Origin of the sequence: Runella limosa DSM 17973, from assembly GCF_000482465.1 — a bacterium.
Lineage (GTDB): Bacteria > Bacteroidota > Bacteroidia > Cytophagales > Spirosomataceae > Runella > Runella limosa.
Genome location: NZ_KI519427.1, coordinates 70,035 through 85,251, shown reverse-complemented (window position 1 = coordinate 85,251; position 15,217 = coordinate 70,035). Strand labels below are relative to the sequence as shown.

The 15,217-nt window shown below is 42.0% G+C and carries 16 protein-coding genes and 2 tRNA genes; 13 read left to right on the top strand and 5 right to left on the bottom strand.

What is annotated here, in order from left to right:
• Positions 1–84: 84 nt before the first annotated feature.
• Together K339_RS0126555 and K339_RS0126550 are read left to right on the top strand one after the other, a co-directional pair.
• The gene (locus K339_RS0126555) at positions 85–798 is read left to right on the top strand and encodes a LysM peptidoglycan-binding domain-containing protein (RefSeq protein ID WP_028526313.1); all 714 of its coding nucleotides are present in this window, start codon (positions 85–87) and stop codon (positions 796–798) included.
• A gap of 39 nt (positions 799–837) precedes the next feature.
• Positions 838–1,470 carry an acetyltransferase gene (locus K339_RS0126550; RefSeq protein ID WP_028526312.1) on the top strand — a complete coding sequence of 211 codons (633 nt, stop codon included), beginning with the start codon at positions 838–840 and terminating at the stop codon, positions 1,468–1,470.
• 73 nt (positions 1,471–1,543) lie between these two features.
• Here K339_RS0126550 and K339_RS0126545 read toward each other — a convergent pair.
• Positions 1,544–1,615, bottom strand: a tRNA-Arg gene (locus tag K339_RS0126545).
• Positions 1,616–1,762: 147 nt separating this feature from the next.
• Between K339_RS0126545 and K339_RS0126540 the strand changes: the two genes are divergently transcribed.
• Positions 1,763–3,427 (top strand): amidase, encoded by a 1,665-nt coding sequence (locus tag K339_RS0126540; RefSeq protein WP_028526311.1) that lies wholly within the window; start codon positions 1,763–1,765, stop codon positions 3,425–3,427.
• An 18-nt stretch (positions 3,428–3,445) separates the two neighbouring features.
• Positions 3,446–3,874: an energy transducer TonB gene (locus K339_RS0126535; RefSeq protein ID WP_084332324.1), complete on the top strand. Its 429-nt coding sequence runs from the start codon at positions 3,446–3,448 to the stop codon at positions 3,872–3,874.
• 229 nt (positions 3,875–4,103) lie between these two features.
• Here K339_RS0126535 and K339_RS0126530 read toward each other — a convergent pair whose 3' ends face one another.
• The gene (locus K339_RS0126530; RefSeq protein ID WP_028526309.1) at positions 4,104–4,637 is read right to left on the bottom strand and encodes a helix-turn-helix domain-containing protein; all 534 of its coding nucleotides are present in this window, start codon (positions 4,635–4,637) and stop codon (positions 4,104–4,106) included.
• Positions 4,638–4,783: 146 nt separating this feature from the next.
• Here K339_RS0126530 and K339_RS0126520 point away from each other — a divergent pair, with 146 nt between their 5' ends.
• From K339_RS0126520 to K339_RS0126480, 8 genes are all read left to right on the top strand, one after another.
• Positions 4,784–4,999 (top strand): hypothetical protein, encoded by a 216-nt coding sequence (locus K339_RS0126520; RefSeq protein ID WP_028526308.1) that lies wholly within the window; start codon positions 4,784–4,786, stop codon positions 4,997–4,999.
• A gap of 64 nt (positions 5,000–5,063) precedes the next feature.
• Positions 5,064–6,317, top strand: a complete 1,254-nt coding sequence (locus tag K339_RS0126515; protein WP_028526307.1) for a site-specific integrase — start codon at positions 5,064–5,066, stop codon at positions 6,315–6,317.
• A 20-nt stretch (positions 6,318–6,337) separates the two neighbouring features.
• The gene (locus K339_RS0126510) at positions 6,338–6,535 is read left to right on the top strand and encodes a hypothetical protein (RefSeq protein WP_028526306.1); all 198 of its coding nucleotides are present in this window, start codon (positions 6,338–6,340) and stop codon (positions 6,533–6,535) included.
• Between the two features lie 87 nt (positions 6,536–6,622).
• Positions 6,623–7,681, top strand: coding sequence for an AAA family ATPase (locus K339_RS0126505; protein ID WP_157607756.1), 1,059 nt, complete (start codon positions 6,623–6,625; stop codon positions 7,679–7,681).
• Between the two features lie 320 nt (positions 7,682–8,001).
• Positions 8,002–8,877: a DUF8464 domain-containing protein gene (locus tag K339_RS34925; RefSeq protein WP_051398273.1), complete on the top strand. Its 876-nt coding sequence runs from the start codon at positions 8,002–8,004 to the stop codon at positions 8,875–8,877.
• Between the two features lie 458 nt (positions 8,878–9,335).
• The gene (locus tag K339_RS0126490) at positions 9,336–9,536 is read left to right on the top strand and encodes a hypothetical protein (RefSeq protein WP_028526303.1); all 201 of its coding nucleotides are present in this window, start codon (positions 9,336–9,338) and stop codon (positions 9,534–9,536) included.
• Between the two features lie 109 nt (positions 9,537–9,645).
• Positions 9,646–9,840, top strand: coding sequence for a hypothetical protein (locus K339_RS0126485; protein ID WP_157607755.1), 195 nt, complete (start codon positions 9,646–9,648; stop codon positions 9,838–9,840).
• Between the two features lie 25 nt (positions 9,841–9,865).
• The gene (locus K339_RS0126480) at positions 9,866–10,360 is read left to right on the top strand and encodes a hypothetical protein (RefSeq protein WP_028526301.1); all 495 of its coding nucleotides are present in this window, start codon (positions 9,866–9,868) and stop codon (positions 10,358–10,360) included.
• Between the two features lie 327 nt (positions 10,361–10,687).
• On the opposite strand, the gene K339_RS0126475 is transcribed toward K339_RS0126480, so the two are convergent.
• The 3 genes from K339_RS0126475 to K339_RS0126465 form a co-directional block, all read right to left on the bottom strand.
• Positions 10,688–10,762: transfer RNA gene (locus K339_RS0126475), tRNA-Val, on the bottom strand.
• Between the two features lie 29 nt (positions 10,763–10,791).
• Positions 10,792–12,099, bottom strand: a complete 1,308-nt coding sequence (locus K339_RS0126470) for an MFS transporter (protein WP_028526300.1) — start codon at positions 12,097–12,099, stop codon at positions 10,792–10,794.
• A 9-nt stretch (positions 12,100–12,108) separates the two neighbouring features.
• The gene (locus K339_RS0126465; RefSeq protein ID WP_028526299.1) at positions 12,109–13,560 is read right to left on the bottom strand and encodes an APC family permease; all 1,452 of its coding nucleotides are present in this window, start codon (positions 13,558–13,560) and stop codon (positions 12,109–12,111) included.
• Between the two features lie 232 nt (positions 13,561–13,792).
• Between K339_RS0126465 and K339_RS34920 the strand changes: the two genes are divergently transcribed.
• Positions 13,793–15,202 (top strand): Dyp-type peroxidase, encoded by a 1,410-nt coding sequence (locus K339_RS34920; RefSeq protein WP_051398294.1) that lies wholly within the window; start codon positions 13,793–13,795, stop codon positions 15,200–15,202.
• The last annotated feature ends 15 nt before the right edge of the window (positions 15,203–15,217 follow it).

Sequence of the window (15,217 nt, the reverse complement as noted above, 5' to 3'; positions counted from 1 at the left end):
TTCCGTAGCTTGTCGCGGCGTTATTTCTGAGAATAGTACAAATCGGAAGTATCCTCAAATGTTCTCAACTTTTTTTTAATACACATGTCTGAAAACGAAAATAGAAACCGTCGTCCTGACGAGGCTTCTAAACTACCCTACATCTCTTTACTTGTTTTGGTTGCGATGATTGCTGGGCTACTTTATGTTGGCTATGAGTATATCGCCGACGATGCCGCCGATGTGGACCAGCTCTTAAACACGCCCGTTGACCCTAACGCCCGTGAGCTTCAGCCTGTACCTGAAAATACAGACCCTGCGGCTGTTGCATCCACTGAGCAAACCGAAAATGCCGATGTCGCTATCGACGATAAATCGACACCTGCGCCCGCTGCGGACGAAGAATTAGCCACCGCTACGCCACGCCCAGAAGAGGATGAAACGCCTAAAAAAACGGAAGAAAAACCAGCTGAAAAGCCCAAACCCGTGGCCGTTGACCCTGGCGGAATTGAAATTACGCACGTTGTTCAGGCAGGAGAAACATTTTATGGTATTGCCAATCGCTACAACGTGCGAGGTACTACCCTCAAAGGCACCAATCCAAACATTCAAGACGAAAGCAAAGACGTCAAATCGGGCGTAACCAAGATTAAAATTCGGGTACAGGCGATTCATACCGTGGGCCCAGGCGATATTTTACGGGTGGTAGCTGCCAAGTATGGGGTGACAGTAGAGCAACTCATGGCCGCCAACAAAAAGACCCAAAACATCACTGCACGCGGCGAAAAACTCGTTATTCCATTTCCTGAAAAGAAATAGCGAAGGCAGCTGCATCCAGAAATCATCTGAAAATCATTTATGGAAAATCCAGTTCTTATTTTTGGGGCAAAAGGCTTAGGACTTGTTGCCTTAGATATTTTTCAACGTAATAATGTTGTTGTGTATGGCTTGCTTGATGACGACGCCTCACTCCACGGCAGCGAAATCGGAGAATACTCAGTTTTAGGCAATACCGACGACGACGGTTTTTTAAAACTTATTGGTAAAAAATGTGAAGCGTTTGTGGCCATTGAAGAACGGACTATCCGTCGCGACCTCGTCGAAATGCTCAACGAACGCCGCCACATCATGCCAGTCAATGCCATTCACGACACGGCGGTTATTTCGGCGCTGTCCGAAATTGGCCACGGCAATTTGTTTGCACCCAGAAGCGTCGTAAACGCTACCGCCAAAGTGGGTAGTCACAGCATCCTCCAAACGGGAGCCATCGTAGAGCACGGTGCCGAAGTAGGCGACTTTGTGAATATTGGCGCGGGAAGCGTTGTTGGAAGCAACGTAACGATTGAAAACGACGCTTTCATTGGCTCAGGCGTAACCATCATCGCGGGCGTGACCATCGGCCAAGGAGCCAGCATAGGTGCAGGCTCAGTGGTGGTCGAAAGCGTCCCTGCGGGAGGAAGAGTATTCGGAAACCCTGCGAAGAAAGTGTAACTTCTTACAAAAGCCAAACAGAAAAGAGGCTCTCTGACTTATCAGAGAGCCTCTTTTCTGTTTGAATAAGACGTGCGCCCGAAGGGACTCGAACCCCTATCGTTGGTACCGGAAACCAAAATTCTATCCATTGAACTACGGGCGCAAAAAACTTAAATGCTTACGTTACAACTACGGGCGCATTTTGAGCGAATCGGGCTGCAAATATACAGATTTGTACTAAATTGCAAACACCATTCGGGCTTTAATCGTTGCTATTATTAGTTCTACTTTACCATCAACCTAAAAATCAATGAGAAAACTTTTACTTCCCTTGGGGGTTATTGCTGCTTGTACAGGTAGCTTTTTACTGGGAACAGCCTATCGACCAGCAGAAAACCCCATTACCGCCGACATCGCCAATTACGCTTCCAAGGTATTTGGAATCGAATTTTCGGCCGCCGAACGGGATTCAATGCTCGATAACCTCAACGACCAACTCAAAGGCTTTGAGCGAGTTCGCAAAGTACCGCTTACCAACGATGTTGCTCCAGCATTGCTTTTTGACCCCGTCCCCGTTGGATTTGAATTTGAAAAGATAAAAAAACCTTTTCAGGCCAGTGTCGTGGGGAAAGTGGCTTTGCCCCAAAACCACGATAGTTTGGCATTTTATACCGTGACCGAATTGGGGGCACTGATTCGTAGCAAGCAAATAACGTCGGTGGAGCTAACAACATTTTTTCTTGAGCGCCTCAAAAAATACCGCCCCACCCTGCTCAATGTCATTACCCTCACCGAAGATTTAGCCCTCAAACAAGCCGCGCAGGCCGATGCCGAAATCAAGGCAGGCAAGTACCGCGGGCCGCTGCACGGAATTCCGTACGGCGCTAAGGATTTATTGGCAAAAACAGGTTATCCGACCACGTGGGGCTCAAATATTTACAAAAATCAACAACTGCCCTACGACGCTACAGTCATTGAACGCCTCGAAAAAGCGGGAGCGGTTTTAGTGGCAAAAATGTCGGTAGGTGAGTTTGCCTGGGGTGATGTCTGGTTTGAAGGTATGACCCGCAACCCTTGGAATACCAAAACGGGTGCAAGTGGCTCTTCCGCAGGGTCGGGCTCGGCGGTATCGGCGGGCTGTTTGCCGTTTGCCATCGGTACCGAAACGCTGGGGTCTATTGTTTCTCCTTCTACTGTCAACGGCGTTACAGGACTACGCCCTACCTTTGGACGGGTGAGTCGCTTTGGCGCGATGGCGTTGAGCTGGAGCATGGACAAAATTGGCCCTATGACTCGTTCGGTCGAGGATTGTGCGCTGGTGTTTAATGCCATCGTTGGCCCCGACGGCAAAGACGCCACCGTTCGGGATTTACCTTTTAACTACGCCCCACTTGCCACACTCAAAGGAACGCGCATCGGTTATTTGAAAAAGGCGTTTGAATCCAATTACCCAGGCCGCACCAACGACTCGTTGACCCTTGCCAAACTTCGTCAGCTTGGAGCAGAGTTGGTTCCGTTTGAACTCCCATCGTATCCCGTTGGTGATCTTACCATCACGATTGGGGTAGAAGGCGGCGCTGCATTTGACGAACTAACGTTGACCAACAAAGACGACCAAATGGTTCATCAGGGTAAAAATGCGTGGCCTAACGAGTTCCGTTCTGCCCGATACATCCCTGCTGTTGAGTACGTACAGGCCCAGCGCGTTCGTAGCAAAATGATTCAAGATTTGTACCAAATACTAAAACGAGAAAAAATAGACGTGTATATTACGCCCACTTATGCGGGTGGCAACCTTACGTACACCAATTTATCGGGACACCCAAGTATTTGTTTACCAAACGGTTTTAACCGCAATCGTATGCCAACCAGTATTACGTTCAGCGGCCAACTGTATGCCGAAGCCAAGCTGTTGGCCGTCGCTAAAGTATATCAAGATGCCACTATTTGGCACAAACAACACCCTAAATTGTAATTACAAACCTCACCCCTAATGATGAAAGTAGCATTCGTTTTTAGTCTTTTCGTGGTTGCTATTACGCTCAATTCATGCGCACCCACTCAATCGGCCGCCAATGGGCAAGTTCGGGCCGTTTACAAAGAAGATGATAGAGAGTTGAGCACCAAACCTGAGCCGATTGATAAGGCGGCGTTTGAGCAATGGCTCTACGAGCACAACCAACAACTCCAAGCGGCGGCAGCCCTCAAAGGTGTAGAAAAAGTAACGTTGGTACTAACTGTCGATGACCAAGGAAATGCGCTCAAACCCATGGTTTGGCGCGGTATTGGCGCTCCTTTCGATAACGAAGCACAGCGTTTGCTAAAGGAAATTCCGTTGAAATGGAAGCCTGGCACGGTACGCGGCAAGGACGTCAATGTAGTGACGTATTATACGGTTTCATTTTTGAAAAAGGGAGAGTAAATGAGTTATTTATCCAATAAAAAACCCTCAAAACAGCGTGTTTTGAGGGTTTTTGTAGGACCTAACGGATTTATTTAAAGGGTACAATTTACTGAAAATCAAGCATTTAATTTGATTTGATACCTAAATTGAACATTGGTTTTAAAATCTACAAGGTCAAAAATTCAAACAACTGCCTGTATATCAACCAATTAAATACACAGGTATAGAGAAGAATAATACCTGATTTTTACACAATGCTTTTTACTAGGCCGTTGTAAATAGCCTTTAGTTCTTGACAACAAAGTAATAAAGTGTCCCTATATGTCACTTCATCAGTATCACAGTTGACAGATTCTAGGGGCATAGATTTTAATGACAATTCGATTTTTTCTAAACGGGATAAGTCATTTAATAAGGCTGATTTTAAGGATGTTATATTGTCTTTAAACTCTTTATCATGCTTTTTAAAATCTTCTAAGATTTCAGTTAAAACCTTGATTGTGTGCAAATATTGGTCATTTAGGTCAGTTAATTTTTTGACCTGCTCTAATTTTGTTTCTACCAAAATTTGGTTATTATCTTCTTTGTCTCCGAATATTAGCACCTTCATTGATACACCTAAAGCATCGGCAATTTTTTCAACCTGCTCAATGCTTAACTTATTTCCGCGCTTTTCCTGTTTAGCGTAGTTAGACCCATCTATACCTAACCGTTCTGCAATATCATTTTGGGTGAGCCTGTTGGCTTCACGTAGCTTCCTTATGTTTAGTGATATGTTCATATTACAAATATAATGGCACTTTTGGACTATTAATTGGCAGTATCAATACTTTTAATTTGCAATATTTTGCCATTTTATTGGCAAAATACTTGTATTCTATTTTATTTATTGCCAACATTGTGGCACAATTTAACCATTAAAGATTTATGACAACAACTGAACAAACACCGTTGCAAAGGGTCGTCAAGCAATACGAAGAGCGTATGTGTGGCAAATGGAAGCCTAACAATAGATTTTACAATGAAATAGGAATAAACCAAAAGCGTTTTGGGATGCTGATGCGGGGTAAGTTGCCTATTTACGCATTTGAAGCTAAAAGCCTATCAGATTTTTTTAAAGTCCCTGTAACAGACCTTTTTTAAAGCAAAGCCCGTGAACTGCTGGAACAGTCACGGGCTGAAATGTTTAACCAAAATCCGCTAAGAAATGGAAAACAAAGTAAAAGTACCCAAACAAAAACAGGTTAACAAGCTGACAACGGCCAAACTCATTTTTACCACTTCAAAGAGTAATCGGACAAATAAATTAACCGTCCGTATGCACGTGTACTACAATGGCATAGCAAGCACTAAAGTAGTAACAGGCATACGAATTGAGAACGGCGAAAAATGGGACAGTAAAAGCAGCGAAGTACTTGGTAATGAACACAAAACCAAATACTTATCTCAACTCAAAGCACAATTAGATGACATCTTTTATAACTTCCAGCACCGAGGCCGTCCAATGACGGCCAAAATGCTTATGGAGTGCCTGACCAATAAAAAGAGTTGGATTAACCAAGTGCCAAACCTATCTGACACCTTACTACACTACAACGAGTCAAGAACTGACGAAATGAAGTCGGGCAAACTTAGTAAACGTTCATTTTCAAGGTTTAACAAATGGCGTTCTATCATTATTGATTTCTGCAAATACCAGTACCAAACTGATAACGTACCATTAGACGACCTAAAGCCAATTTTAGGCAAGCAAATTGACTCATTTCTACGTGCAAAGTGCGGTTATTCTGATGTATATACGGCCAAAGTTTGCCGGTACCTAAAGACGTGTTTAACCTATGCAATGGCTAACGAATGGACAAACAGGAACGTACTTTCTGTTTATCGTTGGTCAGTCGAACCAAAAGACATTAAAGCACTCACCAACAGTGAGTTAAAGGCAATAGAAGAATTAAAAATTCTCGACCCTGAATTGGATAGAGTGCGTAACCTTTTTGTTTTTTGCTGTTACTCCGCTTTTGGGCATAAAGACCTTGCCGAACTCCGTTTAGAGCATATTTTTCAAACGACGGACGGCATTTGGTATTTATGCCATCCAAGAAGTAAAACCAATAAAAAGGCCGTTGTTACCCTTTCCCCCGTGGCCGTCGCTATACTCCAAAAGTATGCCGATTTCGCCCAAAGAACAGGGCGGCTCCTACCCACTCAATCAGACCAAGACGCTAACCGAAAATTAAAAGCCCTTGCCTCACTAGCAGGGTTTTCCCGTTTCCCCCTTACTTGGTACGTAGCTCGTAGAACTTGCGCAACCTATCTACTCAACGCGGGTGCATCACTCGAAACCGTTGCGGCTCATTTGGGCAATACCCGTGCAATGGTTGAACGGTTTTACGCTCAAAAGAAAAATGAAACCGTAGTAAAAGAAGTAGCTAACATTTTCAATAACAACAAAGCTGTTTAACCCTTTTAAAATCCGCTATTATGGAAACGCAAATTGACAAAATAACTCAAATAAAAGAGTTTGAAGGACTTTACGGCGAATTGGCCGAACACTTACCAACTGACCTTTTTAACAGGCTTGTAGATGCTCAAATAGCACTCAAAGAGCGTTTAAAATTAGAGTTGGAATTAAAACAGTTTGTTGTTGATAAGTACATAAAACAAGCCACAATACAGTAGTATAATAAAAAAACCAAAGGGCTAAAAGTCCTTTGGTTTTTGCTATTTAATCAAAATTCGATAATTAAATTTCAAGTCTGTAATTTTATGAAAAATTCTAACAATAAACAACTTGGCGGACAAGAACTTGTCAATTTCTTTGAAGAAATAACAATTACTGACAAGTCACAAATAAAACCTGTTGAACCCATTATTACCATAGATAGCAGCAACTTCGCAATAAAGGCAGGGGTATCAGTTCTAAACGGCAAAAAAGGTAGTGGTAAGAGTACGGTTTTAAGGGTAATGATAACGTTAGCCCTTACGAATGAAAAACCTAGTTGGTTTGACGACTTAACTATTAACGTAAAACCAGCTAAAAATAAGCCTGTTATTTACATAAATACCGAAATGCCTGATAGTCTGGTTAAAGATATGCACGACCAAATTTTGAAGTATTTAAACGTAAAAGAAACCCCAAAAAACTTTAAAGTACTTGATTTTCTAGGGTTAGATATAGAACGGCGGCAATCTGCAATAAGCGATTTATTTAAAGTTTACGACGATATACATTTAATCTTCATTGATGGCGGCGCCGATACCCTTGAAGGGGTAAACGATGAAACATCTTCCATAAAGGCCGTTGAAACTCTTATAAAGCTCGCTCAAACACATCAAACTTCAATTATCAACGTCATTCACTTAAATCAGGGTAACGGAGAAACAAGAGGGCATTACGGGCAACAAAGCGAACGGAAAGCATCAGGTATCGCAACCGTAAAGTTTGACGAATCTAAAGAAGTGTTTGAAATCAAGTACGGAGGTAAATCCAGAGGCACGAAAATGTTTAAGCCTATTCACTTTGCTTACATTGATAAAAATAGGGTTCAGCGCATTACTCCTGACACTACTGCAACCATTATCAAGAAAGTAAAGGAAGATTCACTACTTCAATTAGTACATACCTGCTTTAAAGACCGTAAGCGTATAAAAAGGGATGAATTAACAAAGCTAATTTCAAACATTACTTCAACCAGTATCAAAACAGGGCAAAATAAGTTGAACGATATGCTTGCAAGAAACCTCGTAACCATTGATGAACAAAAATACGTCGTTTGCCTAACCCAAATTCCAGAAAATAGCCAACAATTGAGCATTGAAGTATAATAAAACCAAGAACGAAACAAACGAATATATATAAATATATATAGCGAAACGAAACAATATATATAAGGTTATCCATTTCGTTTTCGTCGTTTTCTTTTTGTGGTGTACTTCTCTAATACGCTACGTAACCAACCAGTACAAAATTTTATAAAATTTGGTTTTTAAGTCAATTTCAATACAAAAACAGAATATTATTGCGAACGAAACGAAACAGGAGCAGTATATAAATATACAGTTTCCGCGTTTGCAGAATAGTTCGCTTTCAGAATATTCTTTGGTTGGAGGTTAGAAGTTGATTTAGGCCGCTAAAAAGAAAAACCATGATACCACAAAGCACAATCGAAGCAATCAAGAAAGTGAGCATTGTCAACTACTTAGACACGTTAGGGGTTCGTCCTTTAAAATATTCAGGGGCTGAATTGGTTTATTTTTCACCAAAGCAAACAGAATCTACCCCGTCGTTTTTTGTCAATCCGCTCAAAAATGTTTTTCACGACTACACCACCAATGAACGCGGGGACATTATCAGGCTTGTCCAGTATTTGACAGGATGCACGTTTGTTAAATCAATAGAAATACTCCAAAAGTTTGAACCCGCCGATACAATCCAGCCCTTTCTTTTTAGCGGCCATACACTCAATAACAACGAAATAACGTCTAAGATGATAGTCACTAAAGTTTCACCTCTAAAACATGGTGCGCTCTTTAATTACGCTCATCAGAGGGGCATTTCTACCCAACTAGCTGAAAAGTATTTGGTCGAAGTACATTACAAACTCAAGCATCGAAGAACGTACGCTCTAGGGTTTGCCAACGACAAGGGAGGATTAGAAATCAGGAATCCATACTATAAAAGCTGTACCTCCCCTAAATGGATTACGACCTTTAACGCCCCCTACCCAACCAATACCGTTGATGTATTCGAGGGCTTCTTTGATTTTCTTTCCTCATTGGCCTTTTTCGGTCTCATAGTTCCAAGAAACACAACAATAGTACTCAACTCACTATCGAACCTCAAACACTCCTTAGACACAATAAAAGAGCATCAGCAGGTTAGAATTTTCTTTGACAACGATATGGCAGGGCAAAAAGCTAAAGCCGATATAGAAGGAATGGGATTTAGGGTAATTGATGGTAGTAAATACTATCAAGGTTACAAAGACTTTAATGAGTTTATAGCCCCAAAAAATGGCTAAAAACCGTCATTAAAACCACCATAAAAACCACTATAAAAACCAGTTTTTTAAACTAGAACCACTACAACCACCAATGAAACCAGTACAAAACCAGCCTAAAACCACAACAGAACCACAAAGAAACCTAATAAAGGCAATAAGCGATATTAGAGCTACTTGGGTCTTTTTGTTCGTCTTTTATGAATTTCGATACAACCCCAATACTAAAATGTTTGAGGCAAGGGAGAAACAGGGAATCCCTAGGCCGTGCGCTACTAACTTATCTATACGTAACGATTTTACGCCGTTAGATAAGCCAATTCTTTATACATGGTCGCAATACTTGAAAAGAAGAAATGTCAATGCTTCTATGAGGGCTATTATAATTCTCATAAAGTTTCATCTAAGAGCAGGTAATGTAATTGTAAGAACAAAGCCAAAATGGACACTAGGGAGAAACTTAACTGGATATAGATAACATGAAACGTCTATTTATAAAACGCAACGAAATTATGGAGATTACGGGATGGGGTAAAACAAAGACGGGGGAGGTATGCCAAAATATTCGTTTTTTGTACAATTACCCACCAAACCGTAAGGATATTCTTGTGAAAGACTTATGTGATTATCTATGTTTAAATGAAGTAGAAGTTCAGGAAGCTATCAAAATTATGTTTTAATAGCTTTTTTTCCGAATCGTACCAAAAACACCGAGTATCTAACGAGGTGTTTTTTTGTTTTGCATCGGTTTAATTATCTACAAATCAAACATTTAAAACAATGTCAAACATGAGTTCTTATAGTTCTTTTAGAGTTAGAACGACAGGATACGTTGAACAATTTTCTAGCTACAATACGGCACGCCAAAGTTTTGATAAACTAAAGCGAAAAAAAAGTAAAGATGGTAGTTTCAAAATTGTTTTAGACGCCAAAGGCAAAGAAGGTTTTTGGGAGGTACTAGACAGTATTACCGTAAAAGAGTAACATCAATTCTTAAAACTTACAAAACATGGCATCCGATTTACGTGCAGGCTCGAAACTTTATGCCACTAAGGATGGAATACAAATCTATTCCGCGCCTTTTAGAGATTCGGATAGGCGTTTAAAAGCTACCGAGACAAAAAATTCTTATAGAGAGTGGAAAGCAGGCGATTTTATTGGGACTGCAACAGGGCAATACGCTGTACTAGGTAACAGCCAATTAGAGCAATTTGTGGAAGTGACCATTGAATTAGGGCTTTGGACAAAAAAAGAAATTTCAATTCTTTGGTATGGAGTTAGGAAAATTACAGTTGATAATTTTAGAGTAAACATAACTGGATATTTATGTGTAGGCGAAAACTCATTTAATTATTACCCTGACAATCCAGCTATTACTACAGAAATCCCAAAAGATTACACTCCCCCACCTTCTAACAACAATACAATGACATATTTTGTAATGGGAGTGATATTTGTTGTTGTTGTTGCTATCTTCTTTGGCGTACGTAACGGAAGAATTTAGATAGATCGCCACCCTTCTTTGAGTTTTGCCATTTTTAGCTGAAAGCCCCGCCCGTGAAGCGGGGTTTTTGTTTGCTCCTACAAGCGATTTGAAGAAAAGTGTTATATAAGCCTTATTCTACACTATCGAATTGACATCAGTACAGCTATTGGCAACGGTGTAACTGTGACTTTGACAGGTTTACTAAATGCAGCTCATTCACATTTTGTGACGCGCCTGGTATTAGTACACGTCGCCTATTCACGTTTTTAAACGTAAAATTGTATGTTTTTTTTAGGTACAAAATCAATAAAAAACCCTCAAAACAGCGTGTTTTGAGGGTTTTTGTAGGACCTAACGGGCTCGAACCGATGACCTCTGCCCTGTCAAGGCAGCGCTCTGAACCAACTGAGCTAAGATCCTAGCAGGTTTCGGCCACAAATATAGCAACTTTATGTACCACTCAAGGGAGTTCGGTAAATTTTTTGCGAAGGGATTCGGCGCAAAATCAAAAGACCCAGCACAAAAATCACCGCCAAGAACAAAAGACTGTTCCGCATTCCCGAAAGTTGGGTAATAATCCCAAAAATCGTTGTCCCAAGAAAGGTCGAAAACTTGTCGCAAGCGTCGTAAAAGCTAAAGTACGAAGCCGTATCGGACGTATTTTCGGGTAAAAGCTTGGCGTAAGTAGAGCGCGAAAGCGATTGAACACCTCCCATCACAAAACCAATCATGGCAGCCAAGCCATAAAACTCCAGTTCGGTATAAACAAAATAGCCCGAGACACACACGCCAATCCAGATGAATAAAATCAGCGCAATGGTCTTCGTATTCCCCCATTTCCCCGACAAAACCGCCGCACAATAAGCTCCAACAATCGCCAAAATTTGCAACAACAAAATGGTCACAATCAGCGCATTGTCAGGCAAATGAAGTTCGTTACTACCAAACAACGTCCCGATGTACATCACGGTTTGAACGCCCATGTTGTAGAAGAAAAACGATACCAAAAACCGCTTGGTAATGGGCAGATGGTTGAGCTCGGCCAGCACTTTTTTTAGTTCGCGAAACCCATTCCAAATCCATCCACCCGTACGTGCTTCGTTGGAGGGAGTCCCGTTGGGCAAGTAATAAAAAGGTATTTGCGCAAAACCAATCCACCATATCGCCACCGTTACAAACGAAATACGGCAGGCCGTTCCTGAATCAATCCCTCCGTACCATTCGGGTTTGATGAGCATGGTCAAGTTAAAAACCAACAACAGCACGCTTCCTATGTAGCCCATCGTAAAACCACGGGCAGAGAGTTTGTCGAAACGATTTTCGGTAGCAATTTCGGGCAGGTACGCATTGTAAAAAACGATACTCCCCGACCAGCCAATCAGCGAAAGTGTAAACGCCAAAATCCCAATGGTAAGGTGTTCACGATTAAAAAAATACAACCCTAAACAACTCAACGCGCCCAAATACACAAAAAACTGCATAAAGCGCTTTTTCTTCCCACTAAAGTCGGCAATCGCCCCCAAGATTGGGTTAATAACCGCAATGAACAAAAACGCAAACGATACAGCAAAGGAAAATAACGCCGAGTTGTTGACGGTCATGCCCAAAAACTCCACGTCGGGGCCACCTTGCTCATTGACAGCGGTATTGCTAAAATAAATGGGAAAAATCGCCGATACAATCACCAACGCATGGACGGAGTTGGCCCAGTCGTACATGCACCACGCGTTCAGAATGGAGGGTTTATTCTTTTCCATAAAATTGGATTAAGCCTTTTTTGTTTTCGTTGTAAAATAATACACGGGCACGCCTATGGCCGCAATCAATAGCCCCATGCCAGTATCAAAACGGGTTTTGTCATCAATCAACAAAATCAAACAAATAGCCAATGTAACAACAAGGTACAAAATGGGCACCAACGGATAACCAAACGCTTTGTAAGGACGCTCAGTATTGGGTTCTTTGCGGCGGAGCACAAAAATACCTGCGATAGTAACCATATAAAACAACAACGAACCAAAGGTACAGTAGTTGAGAAGTTCACCGTACGTTCCCGAAAGACACAACAAACTCGCCCACAAACACTGCAACCAAAGCGCTTTGGCAGGCACCCCGTTTTCGTTGAGGGTAGAAGCTTGTTTCAAAAAAAGGCCGTCTTGCGCCATGGCGTAGTACAAACGTGCGCCCGCTAAAATGAGGCCATTGTTACACCCAAACGTCGAAATCATAATCAAAGCTGCCATAATTCCTGCCGCCGAATCGCTAAAAATCACCGACATCGCAGCCGTAGCCACTCGGTCATAATCGGCAAACTGAATCCCTTTTGCCAATACATCGGCACCGTCGGGGCTACCTTTCAGCGGAAGAATGCTCAAGTAGGCAAGGTTGGCCAACAAATAAATGACGGTTACAATGAGTGTTCCTAAAAACAAACTACGCGGAATATTGCGCTTAGGATCTTTGATTTCGCCCGCGATAAAGGTCACGTTGTTCCACGCATCCGACGAAAACAAAGAACCAATCATCGACACGCCCAAGGCCATCACCAATGCCATGCCTCCGATGGCAGTGATGCCACCTTCGCTGGTTGCCTTGGAAGCATCCCACGCGTTTTCTAAATTTTGTGACAACATTCCACTCTTAAAACCATAACCAAGTCCTACCACAATAAGCCCAAACAAGGCCACCAATTTTGCTATGGTAAAGGTATTCTGAATCATTTTTCCGCTCTGAATCCCTTTGGTATTGATAAACGTCAGCAAAACGATACTCGCAATGGCATACAGCGACCCTACCGACACCTTGATGGGGCCAAGGGCAACAAGGATATTTTCTGGATTAAGAATGGGAAAAAACACCGCAGAGAATTTGGTAAAAGCCACTGCTACCGCCGCAATCGTCCCCGTTTGAATCACCATAAATACCGTCCAGCCATAAACGAAACTCAACAAGGGGCCAAACGCCCGTTGGATATAGATGTACTGTCCGCCAGCTTTGGGCATCATTCCCGCCAACTCTCCGTAGCTCAAAGCTGCCGCCACCGTGACCAAGCCTGTAATGAGCCATGTCAACAAAAGCCAGCCCGTAGAACCGACGTTTCGGGACATATCGGCACTTACGATAAAAATACCAGAGCCAATCATGGCACCAGAAACCAACATGGTTGCATCGAGCAACCCTAGCGACTGTTTAAATCGCGCAGAAGTAGAATCAGACATGTGGAAAACGTGAAGGTTAGGTTTTTGAGTTGAGGCAAATATAAAGATATTATTGGTGTTCTGGCTATGGCAAGGAGACCAATACTCAAAAATAATGGCGTTTTACAAAGAAAAATACGGTGCGAGATACCGCCTAATTACGCCTCACTTTCAAGTATTTTTCCCGTGGATTGAGAGAAGTGCATAATGGAAATTTGTACTCAATATTATGAAACTCCTAAAGATAAAAACCATGGCAAATCCACTACTAAATGAGACTAATGTTTCTCTGAACAATCCTATATTCACTGACCTACTCAACAATTTACAAGGTCACATTCTCAAGCACCACGGCCGAACCCATGCTTATCATATTTTCTTGCAGTTTCAGCCTTCAAAGTCAAAATCTGCCAAGAAATGGCTAAAAGGTTTCTCTAAAAAAATCACCTCTGCCTCTAAGCAATTAAAAGATGCAGAGAATAGAAGAAAAGATGCAACGTTTGACGGCGGCGTTTTTCGGAATTTTTCCTTGTCGCACACTGGCTATCTTCACCTTGGTATTGACCCAGCCCAAATTCCATCCACCGATATTCCTTTTACCCAAGGTATGGAAGCGAGAAATGGTATATTAAATGATAACCCCCATGAATGGGAAACGGCTTTTCAGGGTAAGACTATTGATGCTTTAGTAATCATAGCCGATGATAATGCCTCAACCGCTTTGAATGAATGTAACACGATAAAACTAGTGGTAAACACCTTCGCCACCGTAGTTTATGTCCAAAAAGGCAAAATTTTACGTAATGAACATGGGTTAGGGCTTGAGCACTTTGGTTATGTAGATGGGATAAGCCAGCCCAATTTTTTAGCCAACAACGATTCTCCTTCATCTCAGTGGGACGATAATGGGGCTATTCTCAGCACCGTTTTGGTAGAAGATACTGGCACTACTATACCCGATTCTTTTGGGAGCTATTATGTTTTCAGAAAATTAGAACAAGATGTAAAAGGCTTCAAGGAAGCAGAAGAAAAAGAAGAAAATGGGAAACGCAATCTCCCCAAGGTCAGAGACAGCCACGGAAAAGAGAACAAAGAATTAGCAGGAGCAATGCTAGTGGGAAGATTTGAGGATGGTTCAGAGGTTGTTAATCATAGCTTTGAAAAGGGTATTGTAGCATCTTCACAATTAGCGAATGATTTTGACTATCGAGATGACACTGCTGGGCTAAAATGCCCATTTCATTCTCACATCCGAATCACTAACCCACGCGCTGATGTATCGAATGATTTTGCGAAGAGTGTCCGACTCACTCGCCGAGGCATCCCTTATAATGACATCGGGCGGGATGAGTTTGATTTAGAAGCAGACCAACCTACAGGAGGAGTTGGCTTATTGTTCCAATGTTATCAAAGCAAGATTGAAAGCCAATTTGAATTTATTCAAGATCGCTGGTCTAATCAAGGTAATATTGGAGATGGAGAACGTCGCGTTGGTCAGGATGCTATTATTGGACAAGGACGCAATGAAACTCCCAAACACTTACCTATTCAATGGGGACTCCCTGAGCTACACCCCCAAGCATTTACTTTTGGCCACTTTGTCACTATGAAGGGAGGCGAATACTTCTTCACCCCAAGCATTCCTTTTTTGAAAAACTTATAACTCACGACTGTTATG